General features: G+C 38.9%; 18 protein-coding genes and 1 tRNA gene. 5 read left to right on the top strand and 14 right to left on the bottom strand.

The genetic code is table 11. The features are described 5' to 3' along the window. Positions 1–18: 18 nt before the first annotated feature. The 7 genes from E0W68_RS07130 to E0W68_RS07100 form a co-directional block, all read right to left on the bottom strand. Positions 19–2,304 (bottom strand): helix-turn-helix domain-containing protein, encoded by a 2,286-nt coding sequence (locus tag E0W68_RS07130; protein ID WP_135218772.1) that lies wholly within the window; start codon positions 2,302–2,304, stop codon positions 19–21. 109 nt (positions 2,305–2,413) lie between these two features. Next, a complete protein-coding gene (locus tag E0W68_RS07125) occupies positions 2,414–3,004 on the bottom strand; it encodes an OmpH family outer membrane protein (RefSeq protein ID WP_135218732.1) in 591 nt (196 codons plus the stop codon). A gap of 240 nt (positions 3,005–3,244) precedes the next feature. Next, on the bottom strand, positions 3,245–4,105 hold the full coding sequence (locus E0W68_RS07120) for a class I SAM-dependent methyltransferase (protein WP_135218731.1): 861 nt from the start codon (positions 4,103–4,105) through the stop codon (positions 3,245–3,247). Next, positions 4,106–4,627 carry a hypothetical protein gene (locus E0W68_RS07115; protein ID WP_135218730.1) on the bottom strand — a complete coding sequence of 174 codons (522 nt, stop codon included), beginning with the start codon at positions 4,625–4,627 and terminating at the stop codon, positions 4,106–4,108. After that, complete coding sequence (gene mnmG / locus E0W68_RS07110; RefSeq protein WP_135218729.1) at positions 4,624–6,495, bottom strand: tRNA uridine-5-carboxymethylaminomethyl(34) synthesis enzyme MnmG; 1,872 nt, start codon at positions 6,493–6,495, stop codon at positions 4,624–4,626. Before mnmG ends, E0W68_RS07115 begins: the two co-directional genes overlap by 4 nt. 111 nt (positions 6,496–6,606) lie before the next feature. Further along, positions 6,607–7,026 (bottom strand): rRNA maturation RNase YbeY, encoded by a 420-nt coding sequence (ybeY, locus tag E0W68_RS07105; RefSeq protein ID WP_135218728.1) that lies wholly within the window; start codon positions 7,024–7,026, stop codon positions 6,607–6,609. Next, complete coding sequence (locus E0W68_RS07100; RefSeq protein ID WP_135218727.1) at positions 7,019–10,324, bottom strand: DUF4175 family protein; 3,306 nt, start codon at positions 10,322–10,324, stop codon at positions 7,019–7,021. Before E0W68_RS07100 ends, ybeY begins: the two co-directional genes overlap by 8 nt. A gap of 201 nt (positions 10,325–10,525) precedes the next feature. Between E0W68_RS07100 and gltX the strand changes: the two genes are divergently transcribed. The 3 genes from gltX to E0W68_RS07085 all read left to right on the top strand — a co-directional run bounded on the left by gltX (position 10,526) and on the right by E0W68_RS07085 (position 14,641). Continuing rightward, positions 10,526–12,037, top strand: coding sequence for a glutamate--tRNA ligase (gene gltX / locus E0W68_RS07095; protein ID WP_135218726.1), 1,512 nt, complete (start codon positions 10,526–10,528; stop codon positions 12,035–12,037). Positions 12,038–12,186: 149 nt separating this feature from the next. Further along, entirely contained in the window at positions 12,187–13,188 is a 1,002-nt protein-coding gene (locus E0W68_RS07090; protein ID WP_135218725.1) for an SPFH domain-containing protein, read from the top strand. A 475-nt stretch (positions 13,189–13,663) separates the two neighbouring features. After that, positions 13,664–14,641: an SPFH domain-containing protein gene (locus E0W68_RS07085; RefSeq protein ID WP_135218724.1), complete on the top strand. Its 978-nt coding sequence runs from the start codon at positions 13,664–13,666 to the stop codon at positions 14,639–14,641. Positions 14,642–14,672: 31 nt separating this feature from the next. On the opposite strand, the gene E0W68_RS07080 is transcribed toward E0W68_RS07085, so the two are convergent. The 4 genes from E0W68_RS07080 to E0W68_RS07065 all read right to left on the bottom strand — a co-directional run bounded on the left by E0W68_RS07080 (position 14,673) and on the right by E0W68_RS07065 (position 17,605). After that, positions 14,673–14,915, bottom strand: coding sequence for a DUF6327 family protein (locus E0W68_RS07080; protein WP_135218723.1), 243 nt, complete (start codon positions 14,913–14,915; stop codon positions 14,673–14,675). 3 nt (positions 14,916–14,918) lie between these two features. After that, positions 14,919–15,272, bottom strand: coding sequence for a competence protein (locus E0W68_RS07075; RefSeq protein WP_135218722.1), 354 nt, complete (start codon positions 15,270–15,272; stop codon positions 14,919–14,921). 20 nt (positions 15,273–15,292) lie between these two features. Next, the gene (locus E0W68_RS07070) at positions 15,293–15,610 is read right to left on the bottom strand and encodes a YtxH domain-containing protein (RefSeq protein WP_135218721.1); all 318 of its coding nucleotides are present in this window, start codon (positions 15,608–15,610) and stop codon (positions 15,293–15,295) included. A gap of 309 nt (positions 15,611–15,919) precedes the next feature. Continuing rightward, a complete protein-coding gene (locus tag E0W68_RS07065; protein ID WP_135218720.1) occupies positions 15,920–17,605 on the bottom strand; it encodes a glutamine--tRNA ligase/YqeY domain fusion protein in 1,686 nt (561 codons plus the stop codon). Positions 17,606–17,736: 131 nt separating this feature from the next. On the opposite strand from E0W68_RS07065, the gene folB reads away from it, so the two are divergent. Both folB and E0W68_RS07055 read left to right on the top strand, forming a co-directional pair. After that, the gene (gene folB / locus E0W68_RS07060; protein ID WP_135218719.1) at positions 17,737–18,096 is read left to right on the top strand and encodes a dihydroneopterin aldolase; all 360 of its coding nucleotides are present in this window, start codon (positions 17,737–17,739) and stop codon (positions 18,094–18,096) included. Positions 18,097–18,172: 76 nt separating this feature from the next. Then, positions 18,173–18,243 (top strand) — tRNA-Cys (locus tag E0W68_RS07055). Positions 18,244–18,301: 58 nt separating this feature from the next. Here the strand turns inward: E0W68_RS07055 and E0W68_RS07050 are convergent. The 3 genes from E0W68_RS07050 to E0W68_RS07040 all read right to left on the bottom strand — a co-directional run bounded on the left by E0W68_RS07050 (position 18,302) and on the right by E0W68_RS07040 (position 20,509). Further along, the gene (locus E0W68_RS07050) at positions 18,302–18,952 is read right to left on the bottom strand and encodes a LysE family translocator (RefSeq protein WP_135218718.1); all 651 of its coding nucleotides are present in this window, start codon (positions 18,950–18,952) and stop codon (positions 18,302–18,304) included. A 117-nt stretch (positions 18,953–19,069) separates the two neighbouring features. Then, positions 19,070–19,711, bottom strand: a complete 642-nt coding sequence (locus E0W68_RS07045; RefSeq protein ID WP_135218717.1) for a GIN domain-containing protein — start codon at positions 19,709–19,711, stop codon at positions 19,070–19,072. 129 nt (positions 19,712–19,840) lie between these two features. Further along, entirely contained in the window at positions 19,841–20,509 is a 669-nt protein-coding gene (locus tag E0W68_RS07040) for a head GIN domain-containing protein (protein WP_135218716.1), read from the bottom strand. Between the last annotated feature and the right edge of the window lie 88 nt (positions 20,510–20,597).

Raw genomic sequence — 20,597 nt, 5'->3', positions numbered from 1 at the left:
TTTACAGATTATTTGAAGTTACTCCGTAGCTTCAATACTCGCTCTGTATAACCTTAACTCACCCCAAGAAAATTGGTCGCCGTGCTTTTCTTTTAATGCGCCTAGCGAATCACTATTATAATCCTTAAAAGCAGCTTTAAGGGCTTCTATTTTATCTTGTGGCAACACATCGGTTACCTGTACTTTTCCTGCCTGTATCAGCCCTGCTAAGTGGCTCTGTATGGTGGTTTCGGTTAGCTTACGTTTAGTCGCTATTTCGGTAGTCGACAACTTTTGTTGCCATAACTCAAAGGTTTCTTCGAGCGTAGATTTTTTAGGCTCTTTGCTCTTTTTCTTCTTGGGTGCATACCTTTCAGAATAATCTTCTTCGTAGTCATCATCCAAAAAGGTAGGCGCAGCAGGCATTTTTTTGCGAATGGCTGCCAGTTTATCTTTTTTATATGATTGTATTTCGGGTGATGTAAGATTATCTCTATTGATTTCTACACCTGCTACCACTGCCTGCATCAGCAGTTTTGCTTTCATCAGTTGCAGTACGGCATTGGTTTGCAACTCCTCCAGTTCGGTAAGTTCCTCATAAAAACCTTTGGCTTTTCGCATCCGCTTTATCTCTTCCATTTTTACCAGTATCCCGCCCGTTAACCCATCCATTACAGGAAAAAAGTAATTGTAGGCTGCTACTACCCTTTCTTTTACAAATTGCATATCGGTATCGGGCTTATAAAACAAACTGTTAAGTTGGTTGATGAATTTAGCCGCAGGGTCAAGCAGTTTATGTATCTTGTCTTCCTGTTGCTGTGCCCATTGCCTGTGGTTGCTTTTCAGGGCTTTATCACCTTCTTGCAGGTAACTCATTTTGTGTTTTTGCCATTGGGTAGCCAAATCTTTCCAATCGAAACTGTTTATCAGGAAATTGCCTATAAATATTTTGGTTTCCTGTTGTAATGAAGCTTCGAGGTCATCGGCTTTGGCTTTTTCGGTGGCATACTGCATTACATCGGCATCATTCAAAATACCGTTCATTTGCATCGGAGAGAGCAAAATAAGCCCCTGTAACGAGCGCAAACGCGAAAGGGCAACGTATGCCTGCCCAGGCATAAAAACGCGCGATACATCGAGCACTGCTTTGTCAAACGTTAATCCCTGGCTTTTATGTACCGTTATTGCCCAAGCCAGCTTTAACGGATATTGTACAAATGTGCCCAGCACGTCTTCTTTTATCTCTTTGGTTTGCTCATCTACGTAGTAGCGAATGTTTTGCCACTCGTATTTTTCGGCTTCAATGGTAAGATTTTCTTCGGGGAAGTGTACCATTATCTCACCTTCTGATAATGATTCGATTACGCCTATCTTACCGTTAAAGTAATTCTTTTCGGGCGAGGTGTCATTTTTTATAAACATTACCTGTGCGCCTACTTTTAGCTTTAGCACTACTTCTACCGGATAAATTTTGTCGGGAAAATCATCTACAATTTCAGGCAGGTAGGTATGCGCTTCGCCCTCAAGGTCGTTAAGGGCATTGGCATTCATGGTGTCTGCCTTAGCGTTATGCGTGGTTAGGGTAATATAACCGGGATTGTTTTTAATATCAAAATCAGATTTTACAAACTGATTCAGTATTTGTAAATCGTCCTTTGTTATAATGTTGTTTCTCAGGTTGTTGAGTACGCCTATAAACTGCTCATCCGTTTGGCGGTATATTTTATCTAATTCAATATACAAAGGCGGATTTTGCTGCACCACATGCGAATGAAAGAAAAACTTACCCTTGTAAAACTGCCGCAGTACCTCCCACTCTTCATTACGTACTACAGGCGGAAGTTGTAATAAATCGCCTATGTACAACACTTGTACTCCGCCAAATGGCATCTCTTTTTTTCGTACACTCCTCAGCATGAAGTCGATAGCGTCTAGTAAATCAGCACGCAGCATACTAACTTCATCTATAACAAGCAATTGCAGATTTTGCAGTACCGCTTGTTTATCGGCACGCATCCTAAAATGCCTGCGCAGTGTGTCTTTTGTTTCAAATTTTACACTTTCAGAAAATTGCGGCGGGTAATTAAACTCCGGTATAAAGCCCGAAAATGGCAACTGAAACATAGAGTGTATGGTAACGCCGCCTGCATTTAGTGCCGCAATGCCCGTAGGTGCTACCACTACCACGTTTTTGTGCGTGGTTTTGATAATTTCCTTTAGCAGTGTGGTTTTGCCCGTGCCTGCCTTACCTGTAAGGAATATGGATTTGTTCGTTTGGTTGATAAAACGAAGCGCATATTGGGCAGTGGTAGAAAGGGTTTGCATAGGCATGTAATAAAACGGAAAAATAAGGATTTTTTTAGGCTATCGGTAGTAAGACCGCAAAAAAAATGCTCCCGTAATGGGAGCATCTTCTATATTTTTTCAATATAAATTATTTTGCTTCGGTAATAGTGTCTTCCTCTTTAGCTTCAGGCTTTTCTGTTGTACTGTTTTCGCCTTTGTAGTTATCGTTAAGGTCTTTCAGTATAACATCCGTTATGTCATATGCTTCTTTTCCGTACAGTATGCTGGCAGCATCGCCTGTACCGTATATGTAATCGTAACCTTCTTTCTTGCCGTATTCTTTTATGTGCTTTTTCATTTGAGATAGTATGGTATCTCTCTTTACACCAAATTCTTCCTGAAGCTGCCTCATCATCGTTTCCTGTTTTACGCCAAGCTCTCTCTCTCTGTTTTGCAGTTCCTGCATTTTCAATTCAGCCCACTGTCTTCCTTTCGATTGTGCCTCGTTTTGAAAACTTGCCGCATCAAGCCTTAACTTTTGTGCTTCGCCATCAAGCTCTCTTGCCATCTCTTCCGATTTTACTTTTCCTTTCGATTCAAGATCTTTAAGCTCATCATATCCTTCCATCAATTTAACAGTATCAATATAGGCTGTTTTTAAACCGTTTGATGATGTCTGGTTTTTATCGCATGAAAAAAGTGTAAGTGCTAAGGCAAGTATTAAAAGTGATCTTCTCATTTTCTGAATTTAGTTATTTAAAAATTTCGACAAAAGTAATAATTACTTCTCAAACTACAACACAACTGTTTTTATAGTCCATTTATTGCCTTTTCATGCCAATAAATTTTAACTATTGTTTTTAAATTTTATATAAGTACAACTAATAAAAATAGGCTTTATATCCTCTTTTGTGTTTTGTTTTTTGATTAATAGCTATAGCAATTGTTATCGCACCCCGAAAAAGTGGCTTAAATCGCTTTATTTTGCGTTTTGGCTGTTTTTAATGACATAAATGTGCGAGGAATATTCAAAATTGCGGCTTGCTTTGGTATTTGACTTTAATCCGTTCCAAAAGCCTTTCACAAAATTCATTTTTCCTGTTTTGTATTTTTCTGACAACAGACTCACATAAAAACTATCAAAAAGCATGGGCAGCACTTTTACTACCTCCATACCCTGCGCCCCGAAAAGTTTTTTAATAGCCGTTTTGCTAAAATGCCACAAATGCCTCGGCACATCGTAGGCTGCCCAATAGCTGCCATAGTGTTTTGCATCATACGACTTATAATTGGGCACAGCCACCACAATAACGCCATCGGGTTTTATGATACGCTTCAGTTCTGAAATTTGGTTTTCTACATCCGGTACATGCTCCAGTACATGCCACATGGTTACGGCATCATACGAATGATCTTCAATATGGGTAAGGCTATCTGCAAATGATACTCCTTTTGCTTTAGCAATGCCTTTCGCTTTTTCGCTGGGTTCAATACCCGTAATATGCCAACCGTTTTTTTTAGCCATTACCAAAAAGTCGCCTGTACCTGCACCTATATCCAAGAGTTTCCCTTTTTGCGATTTAAACTCCTGTACTAACTTTATCTTGTCGTGAAGTGCTTTTTGCTTTATAGTATGGTATAGCTTTTCAAAAAGCGACCGTTTGCCATCGGTATGCGAAATGTAGTCGTCACTCTCATAATACCGCGCTAAGTTTTCAGCTACGGGCTGCGGGTGTGTTTTTAAAAGCTGTAATTCTTCATTAAGCACTAACTCAAATTGCTCTCCCGAAACGGAGTGATCTTTTACAGTTAGGTAAACGGTAGCGTTAGTAAAATCCATTTAGTTATTCAGGTATTCGTCTTTTAATTCTTTCAAATGTTTCACAGCAATGTTTCGGAATAATGAATTTTCGGCAAGGCAATCTTCATTCGAAGCAGTAACCATAGACAGTGCTATAAACTTAGCTTTAGAGCCTACAATGTTTGCATCTGTCTCTACATTGCTCACCATAAATTCTGATATATCGAAATACTTCTCTACATCCGAATTTTCATATACAAAAACTTTATAGCGGTTGCCATCGATAGTTACCGAGTATGAAACATCATGATAGCTGCCTACATTATATTTATGGGCTACAAATTGCTGAAAAGGTATTTTTCTTGGATTATTCTCAAACATAAAAGCTGTAAGCCCTTTTTCTTTTCCTAAAATCTCTTTTCCGTTGTTCAATAAAATGTAATCGTTAATTTCTACTGTATGTCTTGGCGTAATACATGACACAGCAAGCGCAACGATACAAAACAGAAAAAACCCTCTTCTGAAAAGGGTTTTTATTTTACGTTCCACGTGAAACATCATCGTCCCATATGTATTAAAAGCACCGAAACATCGCTTGGCGATACACCGCTGATGCGCGATGCCTGCGATATGGTTACGGGGCGAATGTTTTTTAATTTCTCGCGAGCTTCCATAGAAATTGATTTTATTTTATCGAAATCGAAATTTTCAGGAATTTTCACATCCTCCAGTCGGTTTAGTTTATCGGCATTGTTTTTTTCCTTCTCTATATAGCCCGAATATTTAACCTGTATCTCGGCTTGCTCTATTACCTCCCTATCCAGATTATTTCGGTCGATATATTCTTTTACTTTATCAAACCGAAGGATATCCTCTAAATCAATTTGCGGACGTGAGAATACTTTAAACATTTTGTCGGACTGTGTCATTAACGATGAGCCTTTCTCTTCCAGTATAGGATTAGCCTCCTCTTTAGTAACACTTGTTTCTTTAAAGAAGTGTACAAAAGCATCGCTTTCGTCACGTTTCTTCTCCATCCTTTTCATTCTGTCTTCTTTTGCCAAACCTATTTCGAATGATAATGGCGTAAGCCTGAAATCGGCATTATCCTGTCGTAACAACGTTCTGTACTCCGCGCGCGAAGTAAACATACGGTAAGGCTCTTCTGTACCTTTGGTAATAAGATCGTCAATCAGCACACCTATGTAAGCCTCATTACGTTTTAATATAAACGGAGCTTTATCGTGAACTTTCAGGTGGGCGTTTATACCCGCCATTAAGCCCTGAGAGGCTGCTTCTTCATATCCTGTTGTACCGTTTATCTGCCCTGCAAAGTATAATCCTTCTACCAATTTCGTTTCGAGCGTATGCTTTAACTGCGTAGGTGGGAAATAATCGTACTCAATAGCATATCCGGGGCGGAAGAATTTTACATTTTCAAATCCCTCTACAGAGCGCAGTGCTTTAAACTGCACCTCTTCGGGTAACGATGTAGAGAAACCGTTTACATATACCTCTACCGTGTTCCAACCTTCAGGTTCTACAAAAAGCTGGTGCCTGTCTTTATCGGCAAAGCGGTTTATTTTATCTTCGATAGAGGGGCAATAGCGTGGTCCAAGACTTTTGATACGCCCATTAAACATAGGCGAACGGTCGAAACCTTCGCGCAACACATCATGCACTAACTCCGATGTATAGGTCATATAGCAGGAGCGTTGCTGTGTTAATGGTTTTGTAATATCCAAGTACGAGAACTTATCGGGGTTTTCATCTCCGGGCTGTTCTGTCATTTTAGAATAGTCTAACGAGCGTCCGTCAACACGTGGTGGTGTACCGGTTTTCATCCTGCCCGATTGAAAGCCTGCTTTTACCAAATCTTCGGTAATACCAAACGATGCTCCCTCTCCTGCCCTGCCGCCTCCAAATTGTTTTTCGCCAATGTGTATTAATCCGTTTAGAAAAGTACCATTGGTCAACACAACCGACTTGGCTTTTATTTCGATTCCGAGCGATGTTCTTATCCCTCTTATTTTGCCGTTTTCTATTATCACACCCGAAACCATTTCCTGATAAAAATCAAGATTTTGGGTGCGCTCCAACATCAATCGCCATTCTTCGGCAAAACGCATTCGGTCGCTCTGTACACGCGGACTCCACATAGCGGGTCCTTTGGACTTGTTAAGCATCCTGAACTGTATAGCGGTCTTGTCGGACACGATACCGGAGTATCCGCCCAATGCATCTATTTCGCGTACTATTTGCCCTTTGGCAATACCTCCCATAGCGGGGTTGCACGACATCTGGGCAATATTTTGCAAGCTCATAGTAACCAATAGGGTTTTAGAGCCCATATTGGCAGCAGCAGCAGCAGCCTCTGAACCGGCATGCCCTGCACCCACTACTATAACATCATATTCATCCTGAAACATTATATTCTCCTTCTTTATTTAGTTGTTCCACGTGGAACGTATTGTTTTGTTTTAAACACACCTAATGCATGTTCCACGTGAAACATGTATTGGTTGAAAAATAAAAAGCAATTAAAGTTCCACGTGGAACAGTTTGATTTTCTCTTCTTCCTTACTGCGCATTAACACAGCGTCTTCTTCCGATTTATCTTTATAACCGCAATAGTGCAACACACCATGAGCCATAACACGTTTTAATTCTTCTTCAAAAGCTACGTTATATTCAACAGCATTTTCGCGCACACGTTCTACAGATATAAACACATCGCCACTAATAAGGTTACCCATAGTGTAGTCGAAACTGATAATATCGGTTAGTGTGTCGTGGGCAAGAAACTCAATGTTTTTTTGCAACAGGTATTCATCATCGCAAAATATATAGTTTACCTCGCCTGCCGTTTTATCTTCCGATTCGATTACGCGGGTAATCCAATCTTCATAGTGCGCCTCGTTATCCAGCTCAAAGCCGGTTTCGTAATTAAAACTAATCATCTTTCCTAAAATAAGTTTGCACCTTTTGGTTAAAATTCGGGCGCAAAGGTAAGCTTTGGCGGTTTAATATTTCAACACTATTTAAATATTCTTTCAGCGCATCAGGTAATTGGTTTGCCTGATTATTAAACTCTTTTTTATTGGTTTGCGACTGGCGTTTGTTCTCCTCGCCTTGTTGCTGTATGGCTTTGTCCAGTTTTAAAAGCTCGTGCTTTAAGCTTTGCATACGCTTCATGGTTTCGTTATTGAAGCCTTTGTTAAGCAATTGTTTTTCTATCTCCTTCATTTGGCGCATCGCGTTTTGCCCATTGCCGCCCATTCCTTCTTTCTCTAATGCTTTTTGCAATGCTTCACGCAATTGTTGCTGTTCTTTATATATCTCTAAAAGCTTGCCTGCATTGCCTTCGGTTTGCCCCTCGCCTTCTCCTTCACCGCCTTCGCCACTACTGTTGGGCTTGCCTTTCTCTCCGGGTTTGCCTTCGCCTTCCTGCTCCCCTTTTTTCATGCCCTTTTTCATCTTTTCAGAGAGCCCTTCCTGCTTTTGTATGATATCAGGTAGTTGCATCCCCTCGCCTTGTCCGGGAGATGGTTTACCCATACCCTGACCTTGCATCTGCATTTGCATCTGCATACTGTTTAACATATCGCTAAGCATATCTGCAAGTTTGTTTGCCGACGTTACGGCATATTGCTGATTGGACACTCCGCGCGGTACTTGATTGTCGGCAAGGTCAGCAAGGGCTTTATCTACATAATAATGCACATTGCCCACTTCGGCAGTTACAACTTCGGTTACTTTTGGGTTACGAAGTGAAAAGGCAAAAATACTGTCATCTACATGGCGGAATTGTTGCTTTAAATCTTGTTGTGTAATTAAATATTTACTGAACGAAGCCGAACGGGAATCAGTGTTTTTAAACTGCCCCATAACGTCTTCCTGAGAGAATGAATATGCCAGTAAATTGTCTAATATTTGGCGGAGCATCTTTACATCTTCTTGCATCATTTCCATTTCGCCGCTCATCATCATCTGCATCATTTGCCCACCCATCTGCTTCATCTTCTTTCCTGCCGATTTTTGTTTTGGTTTGGCAGCATCTTTATTTTGCTTTTGCAATTCATCCTGAGCTTTCTCCATGTCCTTTTCAATATCCTGCTCCTCATTTTTATCGGTAGGGATATCCATTGGTTTTTTAAGCTCTTCGTTTTGCTTTTCAAGCTCGCGCATTTCTTCTTGCAGCTTGTCAAATTCCTTATTAATATCGTCCTGCTTTTGTGCAGAGTTCTCTTTACTCTCCGATAGCTGCTCTTGTTTTTCGCCCAGCTTTTGCAATTTATCGGCTATCTGCTCTGCCTTTTTTTCTACATAAAAACGCTTGGTAAGCTCTACTAACTGCTCTAAGTTTTTAGTTTGGTTTTTCGCCTTTTGCTTAAACTGGTCTATCTTTTCGGCAAGTTCCTCTTTATTAATTTTATCGGTAAGTTTTTTAAGTTCGTCCAGCAGCTTCTTATTTTTCTCTGCTTCGGCTTCAGTCTTTTCAAGGCGTTTCATCAACTCCTCTTTAAACTCGTCTTTCTTTTCCGGGTTAAATTGTTCTAAATTATCTTCAAGCTTTTTAGAAAACTCCTTCATCATATCTTCCTGCTGCTTTTGCCTGTTGATGAAATCTTCTATTTTCTTCTGGTCTTTAAAGTCGAGTTCGAATTTCTCCTTATTCATCTTGCGGAGTTTATCCAACTCACTTATTTGCTTATCCTGATTTTTAATCGACTTTTCGAGGCTGTTGATATTACTGTTTTGCTCCTGCAACACCTGTTCCTGCTTTTCATCATCCGTTAACTCTCTGTGCGAAAATACTGAAGACTTAGTACTCTTGTAATTGTGCACTGCATCGTTATCAAATACCTCAAAGTAGTATTCATAGTTAACCCCTGCCTTGATGTTAAGCCCTTCGGGGAAGGTATATACAAACCTGTCGTACGTATCTTTTTGAACTGACAGATTGTATTTCCTGGCTGCATCAGGGTTATCCTGCGGGTAATACACTATTTGCAGTTTGGTAAGCCCATAATCGTCAGATACCTGCCCTACCAGTACCTCTTGCTTTAGCTGTAAGCTATCAGGAGCAGTGCCTACGGTTATGGTTGGGTGCTGATCTTTGATAGTTGTTATCTGATATTGCAGTTTTTCGTGGTGTTTTACACTTTTATTGGATGTAAGTATCTGATAATCTGTATTATTAAATATACTTTTAGATAAATTAAAGCCATTTTCACTCCTATTAAATGCGGAGGTGCTTTCTCCCGATACCCATTCGATACCGGTAGTGGCAAGTGCCTCAACCTTCCAAGTTACTTTCGTGCCTTCGGGTACAACGGCATTACCTGTTCCACGAACAACTTCGGCAGCTTTGCGCAGATAGGCAGGATAATTCAACACCATTTCAAAATTGGCAATAGTAGGCACAGCAACCACATTCAACGCATAGGGTTGCGACACCACAGTATTTGCCTTGAGTTGAAAGTCAATATTTTTAGATGGTTTTTCAAACTTATACTGAAACACACCGTTACCCACATTCTCCAAATAGTAATTCTCCTCACCTATGGTTATCATGGCATTTTCAGGGATTACACTGCCTTGTGTTTTTACCTCCAGTAAAAAATCGGTATCCTGTTGTGCGGTTAAGTTCTTATTAAGCACAACAAATTCAAAAGGTGCAGGCGGTGCATAGTGCTTGTCATAATGCACTACCCTATCAAAACTTTGTGTAATAACCCCACTGTTACCGCTTATCATAAAAAACAGGATAAGCAACAAGGGCACGGCTGCATAAGGAACGTATTTTAAATTCTTTTTAAAATTAACGGCATTAGCAAATGGTACAGGTTGCAGGTTGTTTGCTTTTTGCTCTATCGAAGCAGCCAACAATTCTGATTGATGCGACTGCCCGCTCAATTGTAAAAAATTAGTCAGCTTGTCCGATACTTCGGCGAAGTGATTCCCTATTATCGCCGATGCCTGATTGTAATCGATACCCTTTTGTAATTTAAAGAGTTTAAATAATGGGAACAGTATGAAGCGTAACAGCAGGAATGCTTCTACACCAATAAATACCCAAAACAAAGCGGTACGACCCCCTTGCGGTAACCACAGGAAATATTCGACCAGTAGTGTAACTATAAAATACAGCAAGCCCAACCCTACAAAAAAGATACTGCCTCGAATCAACTCGTTAGTATAATACTTTTTTATAAAGCCTTCAAGCTTTTGATATATGCTATTTTTTGTTTCCAAATTACTAATGATTGTTAATAACTGATAAAATTACAATTTATATTGAATAGATAAACGTTAAATGTCGGTTTATATGGTACATAGCTTTTTCAAAAAAGAATATCGTTATAAACCCTTTGTAAAACAGCATCAAAATATCTGCCATAAATAGATAGAGCAGAAAATTTCATAATTGTATATTTGTGGCAAAACTTAGTAACCATGTCAAGACCCGTACGTGTGCGATTTGCACCAAGCCCTACAGGACCGCTACACATAGGTGGTGTGCGCACTGCCCTGTTCAACTATTTATTTGCCAAAAAACATAATGGTGTATTTTACCTGAGAATAGAAGATACTGACCAAAACCGCTATGTTGCCGGAGCTGAAGACTATATTGTGGAAGCCCTGAACTGGTGCGGAATACCGTTTGATGAAGGTGTGGGGAAAGAGGGTAAGTATGGACCGTACCGCCAGAGCGAACGTAAAGACATATACAAGCAATATGCACAACAGCTTATTGACAGCGGATGGGCTTATTATGCTTTTGATACCGCCGATTCGTTAGACACTGCACGAAAGGAAGCTGAAAGCAACGGAGAAACCTTTATATACAACCATACTAACCGCGAAATGCTGGATAACTCCCTGCGCCTTGCTGCTGAGGAAACACAGCAACGTATTGCTAATGGCGAGGAATATGTAATACGATTTAAAACCCCGACAGATGAAACGCTTTCGCTGAAAGATATCATACGAGGCGATGTAAAATTTGAAACCAACCTGCTTGACGATAAGGTATTGTTTAAAAGCGATGGTATGCCTACCTACCATCTTGCTAACATAGTAGATGATTACCTGATGGAAACCAGCCATGTGATTCGTGGTGAAGAGTGGTTGCCTTCCCTCCCGCTCCATGTATTGCTGTACAGAGCCTTCGGGTGGGAAGCTCCTGAGTTTGCCCACCTGCCCCTGATATTAAAACCTGTAGGTAACGGTAAATTAAGCAAGCGTGACGGCGATAAGTTTGGCTTTCCTGTATTCCCATTGCAGTGGAATAATGAAGATGGTACTTCGTCTATGGGGTACAGAGAAGAGGGCTACCTGCCGCAGGCGGTGGTGAACTACCTGGCGCTATTGGGCTGGAGCCCCGGTAACGACCAAGAGTTTTTTAGTATTGACGAACTGGTACGCCTTTTTGAACTTGAAAAAGTGCATAAAGCGGGTGCTAAGTTTGACCCTGCCAAGATAAAATCGATAAACCACCATTATTTTCAATTAGAGGATAATGCAGTACTGGCAAAACAATTTTCGCATACCTTACTGGAAAAAGGCATCAATAAACCTATTGAAGCTATTACCAAAATATTGGGAATGGTAAAAGAGCGAGCCACATTTGCCGGTGAGTTATGGGAACTTAGTAAATATTTCTTTGAAACCCCCGAAAGCTATGACGAAAAAGCGGCTAAAAAGCAGTGGAAAGAGGATACAGGCGCGATTTTAACCGAGCTTACAACGGTAATAGAAGGTATCTATGATTTTTCGTCTGAAAATATAGAAACCATTACTAAAGCCTGGATGGAGGAAAAAGGTTTAGGATTCAAGATGATGCCTCCGTTGCGTTTAAGCCTTGTAGGCGAAATGAAGGGTGCACACATGTTTGATATTATGGAACTCATCGGTAAGGAAGAAACCGTAAACCGAATTAATAAAGCGGTTACCACATTGTCATAATAACAAAAAACCTCCTGATTAAGGAGGTTTTTTTATGAATTTGCATTGCAGCACACTAACTATTCAAGGACTGCTATGTAACAATTGCTTATCTTTATGTACTTATTGATAATAACTTTTTTTAACAAAATAATCTAAACCAATATATCATGGAAAATGCAGGTGTTTTTCTTTTTCTGTTCTTAGCTTTTATTGTTCTTATTCTCTCCTTCTTTACCGTTAAGCAGCAAACAGCCGCTATTGTAGAGCGTTTTGGGAAATTTCTCAGCATCCGCCATGCCGGTCTGCACTTAAAAATACCGGTTATCGATAAAATAGCAGGGCGTATTAATCTTAAAATACAACAGCTTGATGTTATCATCGAAACGAAAACTAAAGAGAATGTATTTGTAAAAATGAAAGTTTCGGTACAGTTTAAAGTAATACAGGAAAAAGTATATGAAGCCTTTTATAAACTGGAATATCCGCACGATCAGATAACATCGTACGTATTTGATGTAGTGCGTGCCGAAGTACCAAAACTAAAGCTGGACGATGTATTTGAGCGTAAGGATGATATTGCCATTGCTGTAAAAAGAGAACTTAACGAAGCTATGACTACGTATGGTTATGACATTATCAACACGCTGATAACGGATATTGACCCGGATATTCAGGTAAAAAATGCAATGAACCGTATTAATGCTGCGGACAGGGAAAAATCAGCAGCGGAATATGAAGCGGAAGCATCGCGTATTCGTATCGTAGCAAAAGCTAAGGCTGAGGCTGAAAGCAAAAGACTGCAAGGACAGGGTATTGCCGACCAGCGCAGAGAAATAGCACGCGGGCTGGTAGAAAGTGTAGATGTACTTAACAAAGTAGGTATCAACTCTCAGGAAGCCTCTGCGCTTATTGTAGTTACACAGCATTATGATACCCTGCAAGCCATAGGTGCCGATACTAACTCTAACCTGATACTACTGCCAAATTCGCCACAGGCGGGTAGCGATATGCTTAATAATATGGTAGCATCTTTCACGGCATCCAACCAAGTGGGCGAAGCCATGAAACGAGGCAATGAGAAAAGAATAGAAAAAGAGAGGAAAGATGCAAAACCGCTCCCTCCCGTTATAAATCCGGAAGATGATAACGAAGATGATGCGGATGAATAAATAAAAATTATATAGTAAATAAAAAAGTGCCAATTGGATTGGCACTTTTTTTATTTACTATAATTATAAATCCTGCATGAGTTTTAAAGGTATTGTGTTAAGTTAATATCTATTTTATAATAATAAATATTAAAAACACCTTGAAAGGATAACAAAATGATAAAATATATGCGAAATTGTACTGCCCGTAATCGTGAAATTTATGTGTATAGAAGAACTTAGTATCTAAAAAACAGATAGTTTAGTTTTTTATTAACTATAAATATCTATAATATAATTACACCATAAACTTAACAACACAAATAGAGATGCTGTAATGAAAAAATATATTTTTGAAAGGATTAAAAACTTTTTTAAAATTAAAATTGACAAAGGATACAAAGATTTAAATAGTAGTAACGCACAGCAAAAATCTTTAAAACAAATAACTATTAAACACAAATAATTTTACTTAACCATCACACATTTTTACATCATGGAAAACATCTTTTATTATGCATTGTCCCCCCTTGCTATTATATCTTTTGTTTTTCTCTTCGGAGTTTTTACAGTTAAACAACACACAGCAGTAATTATTGAACGTTTGGGTAAATACCAAAGCGTGCGCCATGCGGGGCTACAGTTTAAAATCCCCTTTATTGATAAAATAGCCGAACGATTTAGTCTTAAAATTCAGCAACTGGATGTACACGTAGAAACAAAAACAAAAGAAAACATTTTTGTAACCGTTAGCCTGTCTGTACAGTTTAAAATATCTAAAAACAATATTTATGACGCCTACTATAATATGGAGAACCCGTATGAACAGATTATGGCTCATGTAACTAATATTATACGTGCCGAAGTGCCAAAAATTACCCTTAACGATGTTTTTGAAAATAAGGATAAAATTGCCGATATAGTAAACAAAGCCTTATCAGAAGAAATAAATTGTTACGGATATGATATCGTTAACACACTGACTACTGATATTGAACCCGATGCGCATGTAAAAACCGCAATGAACAGAATTAATGCTGCCGACCTTGAGAAATCGGCTGCAGAATATGAAGCGGAAGCTGTACGGATAGGCATCCTTGCAAAAGCAAAAGCGGAAGCTGAAAGTAAAAAACTGGAGGCAGAGTGGATGTCAAATCAACGCCTTGAAGTGGCAAAGAGCCTTACCGAAAGCCTTACCTTACTGGGCAAAACAGGTATCTCATCAACCGAAGCCTCTGCACTGCTTGTCATTACACAACATTATGATACGTTACAGTCTATAAGCAACGATGGCAGCAGCCGTATTGTAATGCCCGGCTCTCCTCAGGAAAGCAAGAATATGATTACCGATATGATGGCTTCGTTTACCGGAACAAAAGACGATAAAGAGGCGAAAGAGGATTTCAGAAAAATAATACGATTCCCAAACCAACAGGAAAATAACGAGTTTGATTTTTTCAGCAATCAGTTATAAAGTAAAAAAAGTGGCTCTCAAGCCACTTTTTTTATTTAAATATCTTTTTGAAAATCATTGTAAGTATTGCGCTTTTAATCGGTCCGGAGAGCATAGACAGAAAGCCGAGTATCTTGGCAGGCGTTTTGCCAATCAGGTTTTTAGGTTCAAAACTTTCTTTAGTAATTACCAGCTCTTTTTTAAACCTGTAATAAGAAAGTTCTTTTTCTACCTTCAGGATTTCGAGATCCCTGTTAATTTCGTCAAATGTTGTATATACTTTATCTAATGCCATAAACTAATCGTCTTTTAAAAGTATTTTAGAAAAATTGGAAAGAAGCGGTCCGTCAACAATTTTATTCCTCATTTTATATACAATGAAAGCCAACAGCAGGTAAAAAGCCCCTACAATTAAAAACCCGTAACCATAGTTACCCAATGCCTCCCCTATGGCAAAAGAGGCTGCAAACGAAAAGAAAAACAATACCATCAACAACAGCGCACCCAGCAACAATACCTTTGCCACCATTGCATTGGTTTGCATAAACAGTTTAAAAGCCAGGAGCTTGTAGTATTTTACATTTGCATTAAATACCTCTTCGCCCTGTGCTTTCAAATCTTCAATATTTTCTCTTACTTCTTCAAATGCCATAAATAAAGCTTTATATATTTTTATTTTGCAGCAGCCCGTTTAAGCTCTTCCAGTTTTCTTTCGAGTGCGGCAATAACATCATCTGCTGTTTCTTCCACATTCGACACAAGCCTGTCAATACCGCTTTCAATATCTTCTTTAGATGAACCGAACTTATTTTTTATCTGCTCCGTAAGATCGTGCAGTTTATCTTTCAGCTCATCTTTTTTAGAATCATACCCTTCTTTTATTTTTCGTCTGGTTTTGCTTCCTTCATCAGGAGCAAACAATATTCCTGCTACCGCCCCAATGGCAACTCCTGCAATTACTGCAACCAAAGTGTCTGTTCTACCTGCCATAATTTTATTTTTTTAAAGTTATTGAATTTATTTTACATAAAGGTAATGACTTTAACATTTGTAGCGTGTTAACAGGTAGTTAATTGAAGTATAAACTATGCGAAACTAAAATAACGCCATTATATGCATTATAAACACAAAAGACACTCAACAGCATTAACAGATTTTTTTAATGGATTTAAAGGCATTATATAAAGCCGTTTTTAATAGTCAATAATTATAAATAATCGGTACATAATCGGAAAAAGTAATAATAAACAAAAAGCCTGAATTAACAGGCTTTTTATAAGAAAAATCTATTTTTAAAATTTACTCTTTACTCTCTACTTTTGCCCACGTATCTCTGAGTCCTACCGTTTTGTTAAAAACAATTTTTTCAGGAGTAGTATCCCTATCTACACAAAAGTAACCCAAACGCTGAAACTGGTATTGCTCACCCTCTTTAACGTCTTTAAGGCTTGGCTCAAGATAACCTTTTATTACTTCTAATGAATTGGGGTTTATATAACTCTTAAAGTCAACCTCTTTATCGCCGTCAGGATTTTCGTGAGTAAACAACCTGTCATATACCCTTACTTCTGCCTCTATAGCATGCGGTATAGATACCCAGTGCAGCGTGCCTTTTACTTTTCGCATACTTGCTTCGCTGCCGCTGCCGCTACGGCTATCGGCATCATACGTGCAATGTATTTCAGTAATATTACCTTCGCTGTCTTTTACAACGCTCTCCCCTTTTATAATGTAAGCATTTTTAAGGCGTACTTCTTTACCCAGTGTAAGGCGGAAATACTTACTGTTAGCATTTTCCATAAAGTCCTCACGTTCAACATATAATTCTTTAGAGAAAGGTATTTTTCTATATCCGGCACTTTCATCCTCCGGGTTATTTTCGGCATCAAGCCATTCCTCCTGCCCTTCCGGATAGTTATCAATAATTAGTTTTACAGGGTCTAAAACCGCCATAACCCTCGGGGCTATTTTATTTAAATCTTCCCTTACGCAAAATTCTAATAACGAAACATCTACCAGGTTAGTACGCTTGGCAATACCAATAGTATCGGCAAAATTGCGGATGGACATTGGAGTATATCCCCTGCGTCGTAATCCTGAAATGGTGGACATGCGAGGGTCGTCCCACCCCGTTACATGACCTTCCTGAACCAGTTGCAGCAGCTTACGCTTACTCACAACGGTATGGCTTAGGTTTCTGCGGGCAAATTCGCGCTGTTTAGGGCGTGTTTGGCTGTCATCATATATCTGGTCTAAAAACCAGTCGTAAAGCTCTCTGTGCATCGCAAATTCGAGCGTACAGAACGAGTGCGATATACTTTCCAGATAATCACTCTCGCCATGCGCCCAGTCATACATGGGGTATATATGCCATTTATCGCCGGTACGGTGGTGGTGCTTGTTAAGCACTCTGTACATAATAGGGTCGCGCATCAGCATATTGCTCGATTTCATATCTATCTTAGCCCTGAGTACATGGCTTCCTTCGGGAAATTCGCCATTTTTCATCTTTTCAAATAGCTCAAGGTTTTCCTGTACCGACCTATTTCTGTATGGGCTATCGGTACCCGGTTGTGTGGGTGTCCCCTTTTGCTTTGCCATATCTTCGCTGCTCTGGCTATCTACATAGGCAAGACCGCGCTTTATAAAATCGACTGCCCAGTCATACAACTGCTGGAAATAATCAGATGCATAGCGTTCCTCTGCCCACTCATAGCCCAGCCACTCTACATCGCGCTTAATGGCATCTACAAATTCCTGCTCTTCTTTGGCGGGGTTGGTGTCATCAAAGCGCAGGTTTACCGGAGCATTATATTTTAGCCCCAAACCGAAGTTAAGGCATATAGAGCTGGCATGCCCAATGTGCAGGTAACCGTTTGGCTCGGGTGGGAAACGAAAACGGAGTTTGTCCTGCTGAAGTCCTTTTTTAAGGTCTTCTTCTATTATGAGTTCAATAAAATTGAGCGATCTTTCTTCGTTTGACATATACTGCGGTTATTTACAAGTGATGCAAAGTTATTCAAAAAAAGCAGATAAAAAGGATGCGTTTAAAAGATTTAAACCACAGGATAACGCCGATAAATGTTTATTTTTACAAAAGGAAATTTATTTAAATTATGGGAATTATACGATTAGAAAACATACGTACTTTTTCGTATCATGGCTGCCTGGAAGAAGAAAGCAAGATAGGATCTGACTATTTAGTGAACCTGGAAGTGAAAACCGACTTGCGAAAGGCGCGTGATACGGATGACCTTGCTGATACGGTTGACTATGTACACCTGAATAAAATTGTAACGGAAGAAATGGCTGTACGCTCTAAACTACTGGAGCACGTGGCGGAGAGAATCGTGAAACGTATCTTTGGCGAAATAGCCTCTGTATCAAGAATAATGATTGCCGTATCTAAAATAAACCCGCCGATAGGTGGCGATGTAGAAGCTGTAACAGTGCAACTGGAGGAATACCGAAGCTGATAAGAAAAGGTAAATTTTATAGCAAATTTCTTGTGTTAGTCTAAAATATATGTAAATTTGCCAACCATATTAAAATGGCATCGTGGCCGAGTGGCTAGGCTCAGGTCTGCAAAACCTGCTACAGCGGTTCGAATCCGCTCGATGCCTCTGCAAAAAAAGCCGTTACTTTTCAGTAACGGCTTTTTTATTGGTTTGTACTGTAAGTTTACAGTGAATTTTTTATTTGAGGAAACCATGCCTGTGCCAGCAACAGTATTCCGAAAACTATAAGGATGATACTTATTATTTTTTTTATCTTCAGGATATTGCCGGATGTAAGCCTGTTGCGTAATTGTTTTGCCAGCAATATTTTAAATATATCGGTAACAAAATATCCTATGAGTACCGAGGTAAAAAAGGTAATCATTCTGTTGCGGTCCATATCCAGTTGCGGTCCTACGGTAATAATTATGGTAAGCCAAAAACCGAGTACGCCTATATTTATAAAATTGAGAAAAAATCCTTTGAAAAATAAGCCGAAGTAATTTGTTTTTACAAGTTCCTGAGCTTCACTGTCTGTAAGCTCTCTGGCAATACGCTTTTGTTTTATAAACGATATTAGCCCATAGGTTACCAGTATTAGCCCGCCAAATATAAACAGGGCGGGCTCATCCTTAATGCTTTGTATAAGCCTGTAGCTGCTAAAATAAGCAATGCTGATAAAAATTATATCGGCAAGTATAACTCCTAAATCAAAGGCTATAGCTGCTTTAAATCCTTTTACAACACTGGTTTCCAGAAGGACAAAAAATACAGCTCCGGGCATAAAACTAAGAAGAAATCCTAACGGTAATGCCGCAAGTATATCATCAATCATTCAGTATCAAAATATGAGACTGCAAGTTAACATTTATATTTTTAAAGCTAAAAATTTAATGACAGGAATATACTGACTTATTCTTGTCCTGGCTTTGTTTTTTGATTACAATATCAATTATTTTACGATAATTTCTCCATCATCGCTTATATTCTTGTTAACCTTATCAGGATTGCCATATATGGTAAGAGAAGCATCTGATGACACGGTTGCATTTACTATTTTTTTAGCAGTAATAAGCCCTACGGCATCTGATGATAATACAATATTAGAGTTTTCAGTTATAAGACTCTTAGCGTTTAATTGCGCATCTGAATTGAATGCTGCCGAATGGTTTACAGCTTTTCCTGTAAGGGTTACTACAGCGTCAGAATTAGCTGTGGTTTGCAGTTGTTTTACATTTACTGCCAGCGTTACTATTGCATCCGAATCTGCTGTAATAGTAAGTTGATTTGATTTGATTTCCTCATCACACGACAGAATCGCATCTGAAGCAATTGTGATATTCTCTATATTACTTTTGTAATATAAAATGTAATTGGCATCACTATTAAGTACCAGCGAGCCTCCTTCGTTGTTAATATCGGTGCTTTCATCATCTTCTCCGTTTATGATAAGATAATCTTTATTAGATTTAACCATAGTAACCTGTGAATCTGAGGCTACTGTAAGGCTTTTAAATTCTTTGAGTTCGATAGTTTTTTGTGCAATGGCAAACTGGAATGCAGTAAAGGCAATAAGTGCAAAGGTTGTTTTCATAATGTATAAGATTTAGTATTTCTGTTTAAAGACAGCTATTTATTTTGATTGTTACAGTTAGCCATAAAAAAACTCCAAAATATTTTATAATGATATTTCGGAGTTTAAATTATTTGCTTTTTATTGTTTTTACATTACATGAATATTGCCACCCAAAGCGGTTTTTTTATTTACCTGTTTAGGATTTCCGTAAACAGTGATATCGCCTCCTGCTCTTACTTTGGTGTCTGCAAAATCTGTTGCATAAATATCTACGTTACCTCCGGCATTAACTGTGATTTGAGTCTGTTTCGTGATGAGCTGTTTTGCTTTCAGTATCCCTCCTGAGTTTACCACAACATCGTGGTTATCGCACTTGCCATAAAGTTCTGCAATACCACCCGAGGTAATTTTGGAAGTAAGGCGTTGTACATCAAGTATAACTTTTACAGTAGCACCTTCTTTTGCATTTATATCAAATGCTATGGTTTTAAAAGTATCTGCAGATGATACAAACGAGCCTTCATTGGCTTCTATGGCTTCAATTGTGCCTTTGTAGTATAAAGTAACCTCTATATCCTCGCCGGCAAGCAATTTTGTAAATCCCATTTTTATCTTGAGTACATCATTTTTTGTTACCAATGTTACCTCCTCTGCCCTGTCGCCTTTAATAACTATTTTGTTTTCATCAGATGCTACAAGGGTTACATTAATTTGATCGAATACTTTAACGGATTTAAAATCGCCAAGGTTTTTTGTAACCTGAGCATCAATAAACTGGCTGATGATTAAAAATAGTATAACAATTACTTTTTTCATGTTGATTGTTTTTAAAATTGATGATTTGTATGCTTTGCTACATACAAAGACGAAAACAAACCTCAAAAGGTTACAGTTGCAGTATAAA

The sequence above is a fragment of the Flavobacterium salilacus subsp. salilacus genome (assembly GCF_004634195.1).
Taxonomy (GTDB): Bacteria; Bacteroidota; Bacteroidia; order Flavobacteriales; family Flavobacteriaceae; genus Flavobacterium; species Flavobacterium salilacus.
The sequence above is the reverse complement of the archived record's forward strand: the minus strand, read 5'-3'. Positions and strand labels throughout refer to the sequence as shown.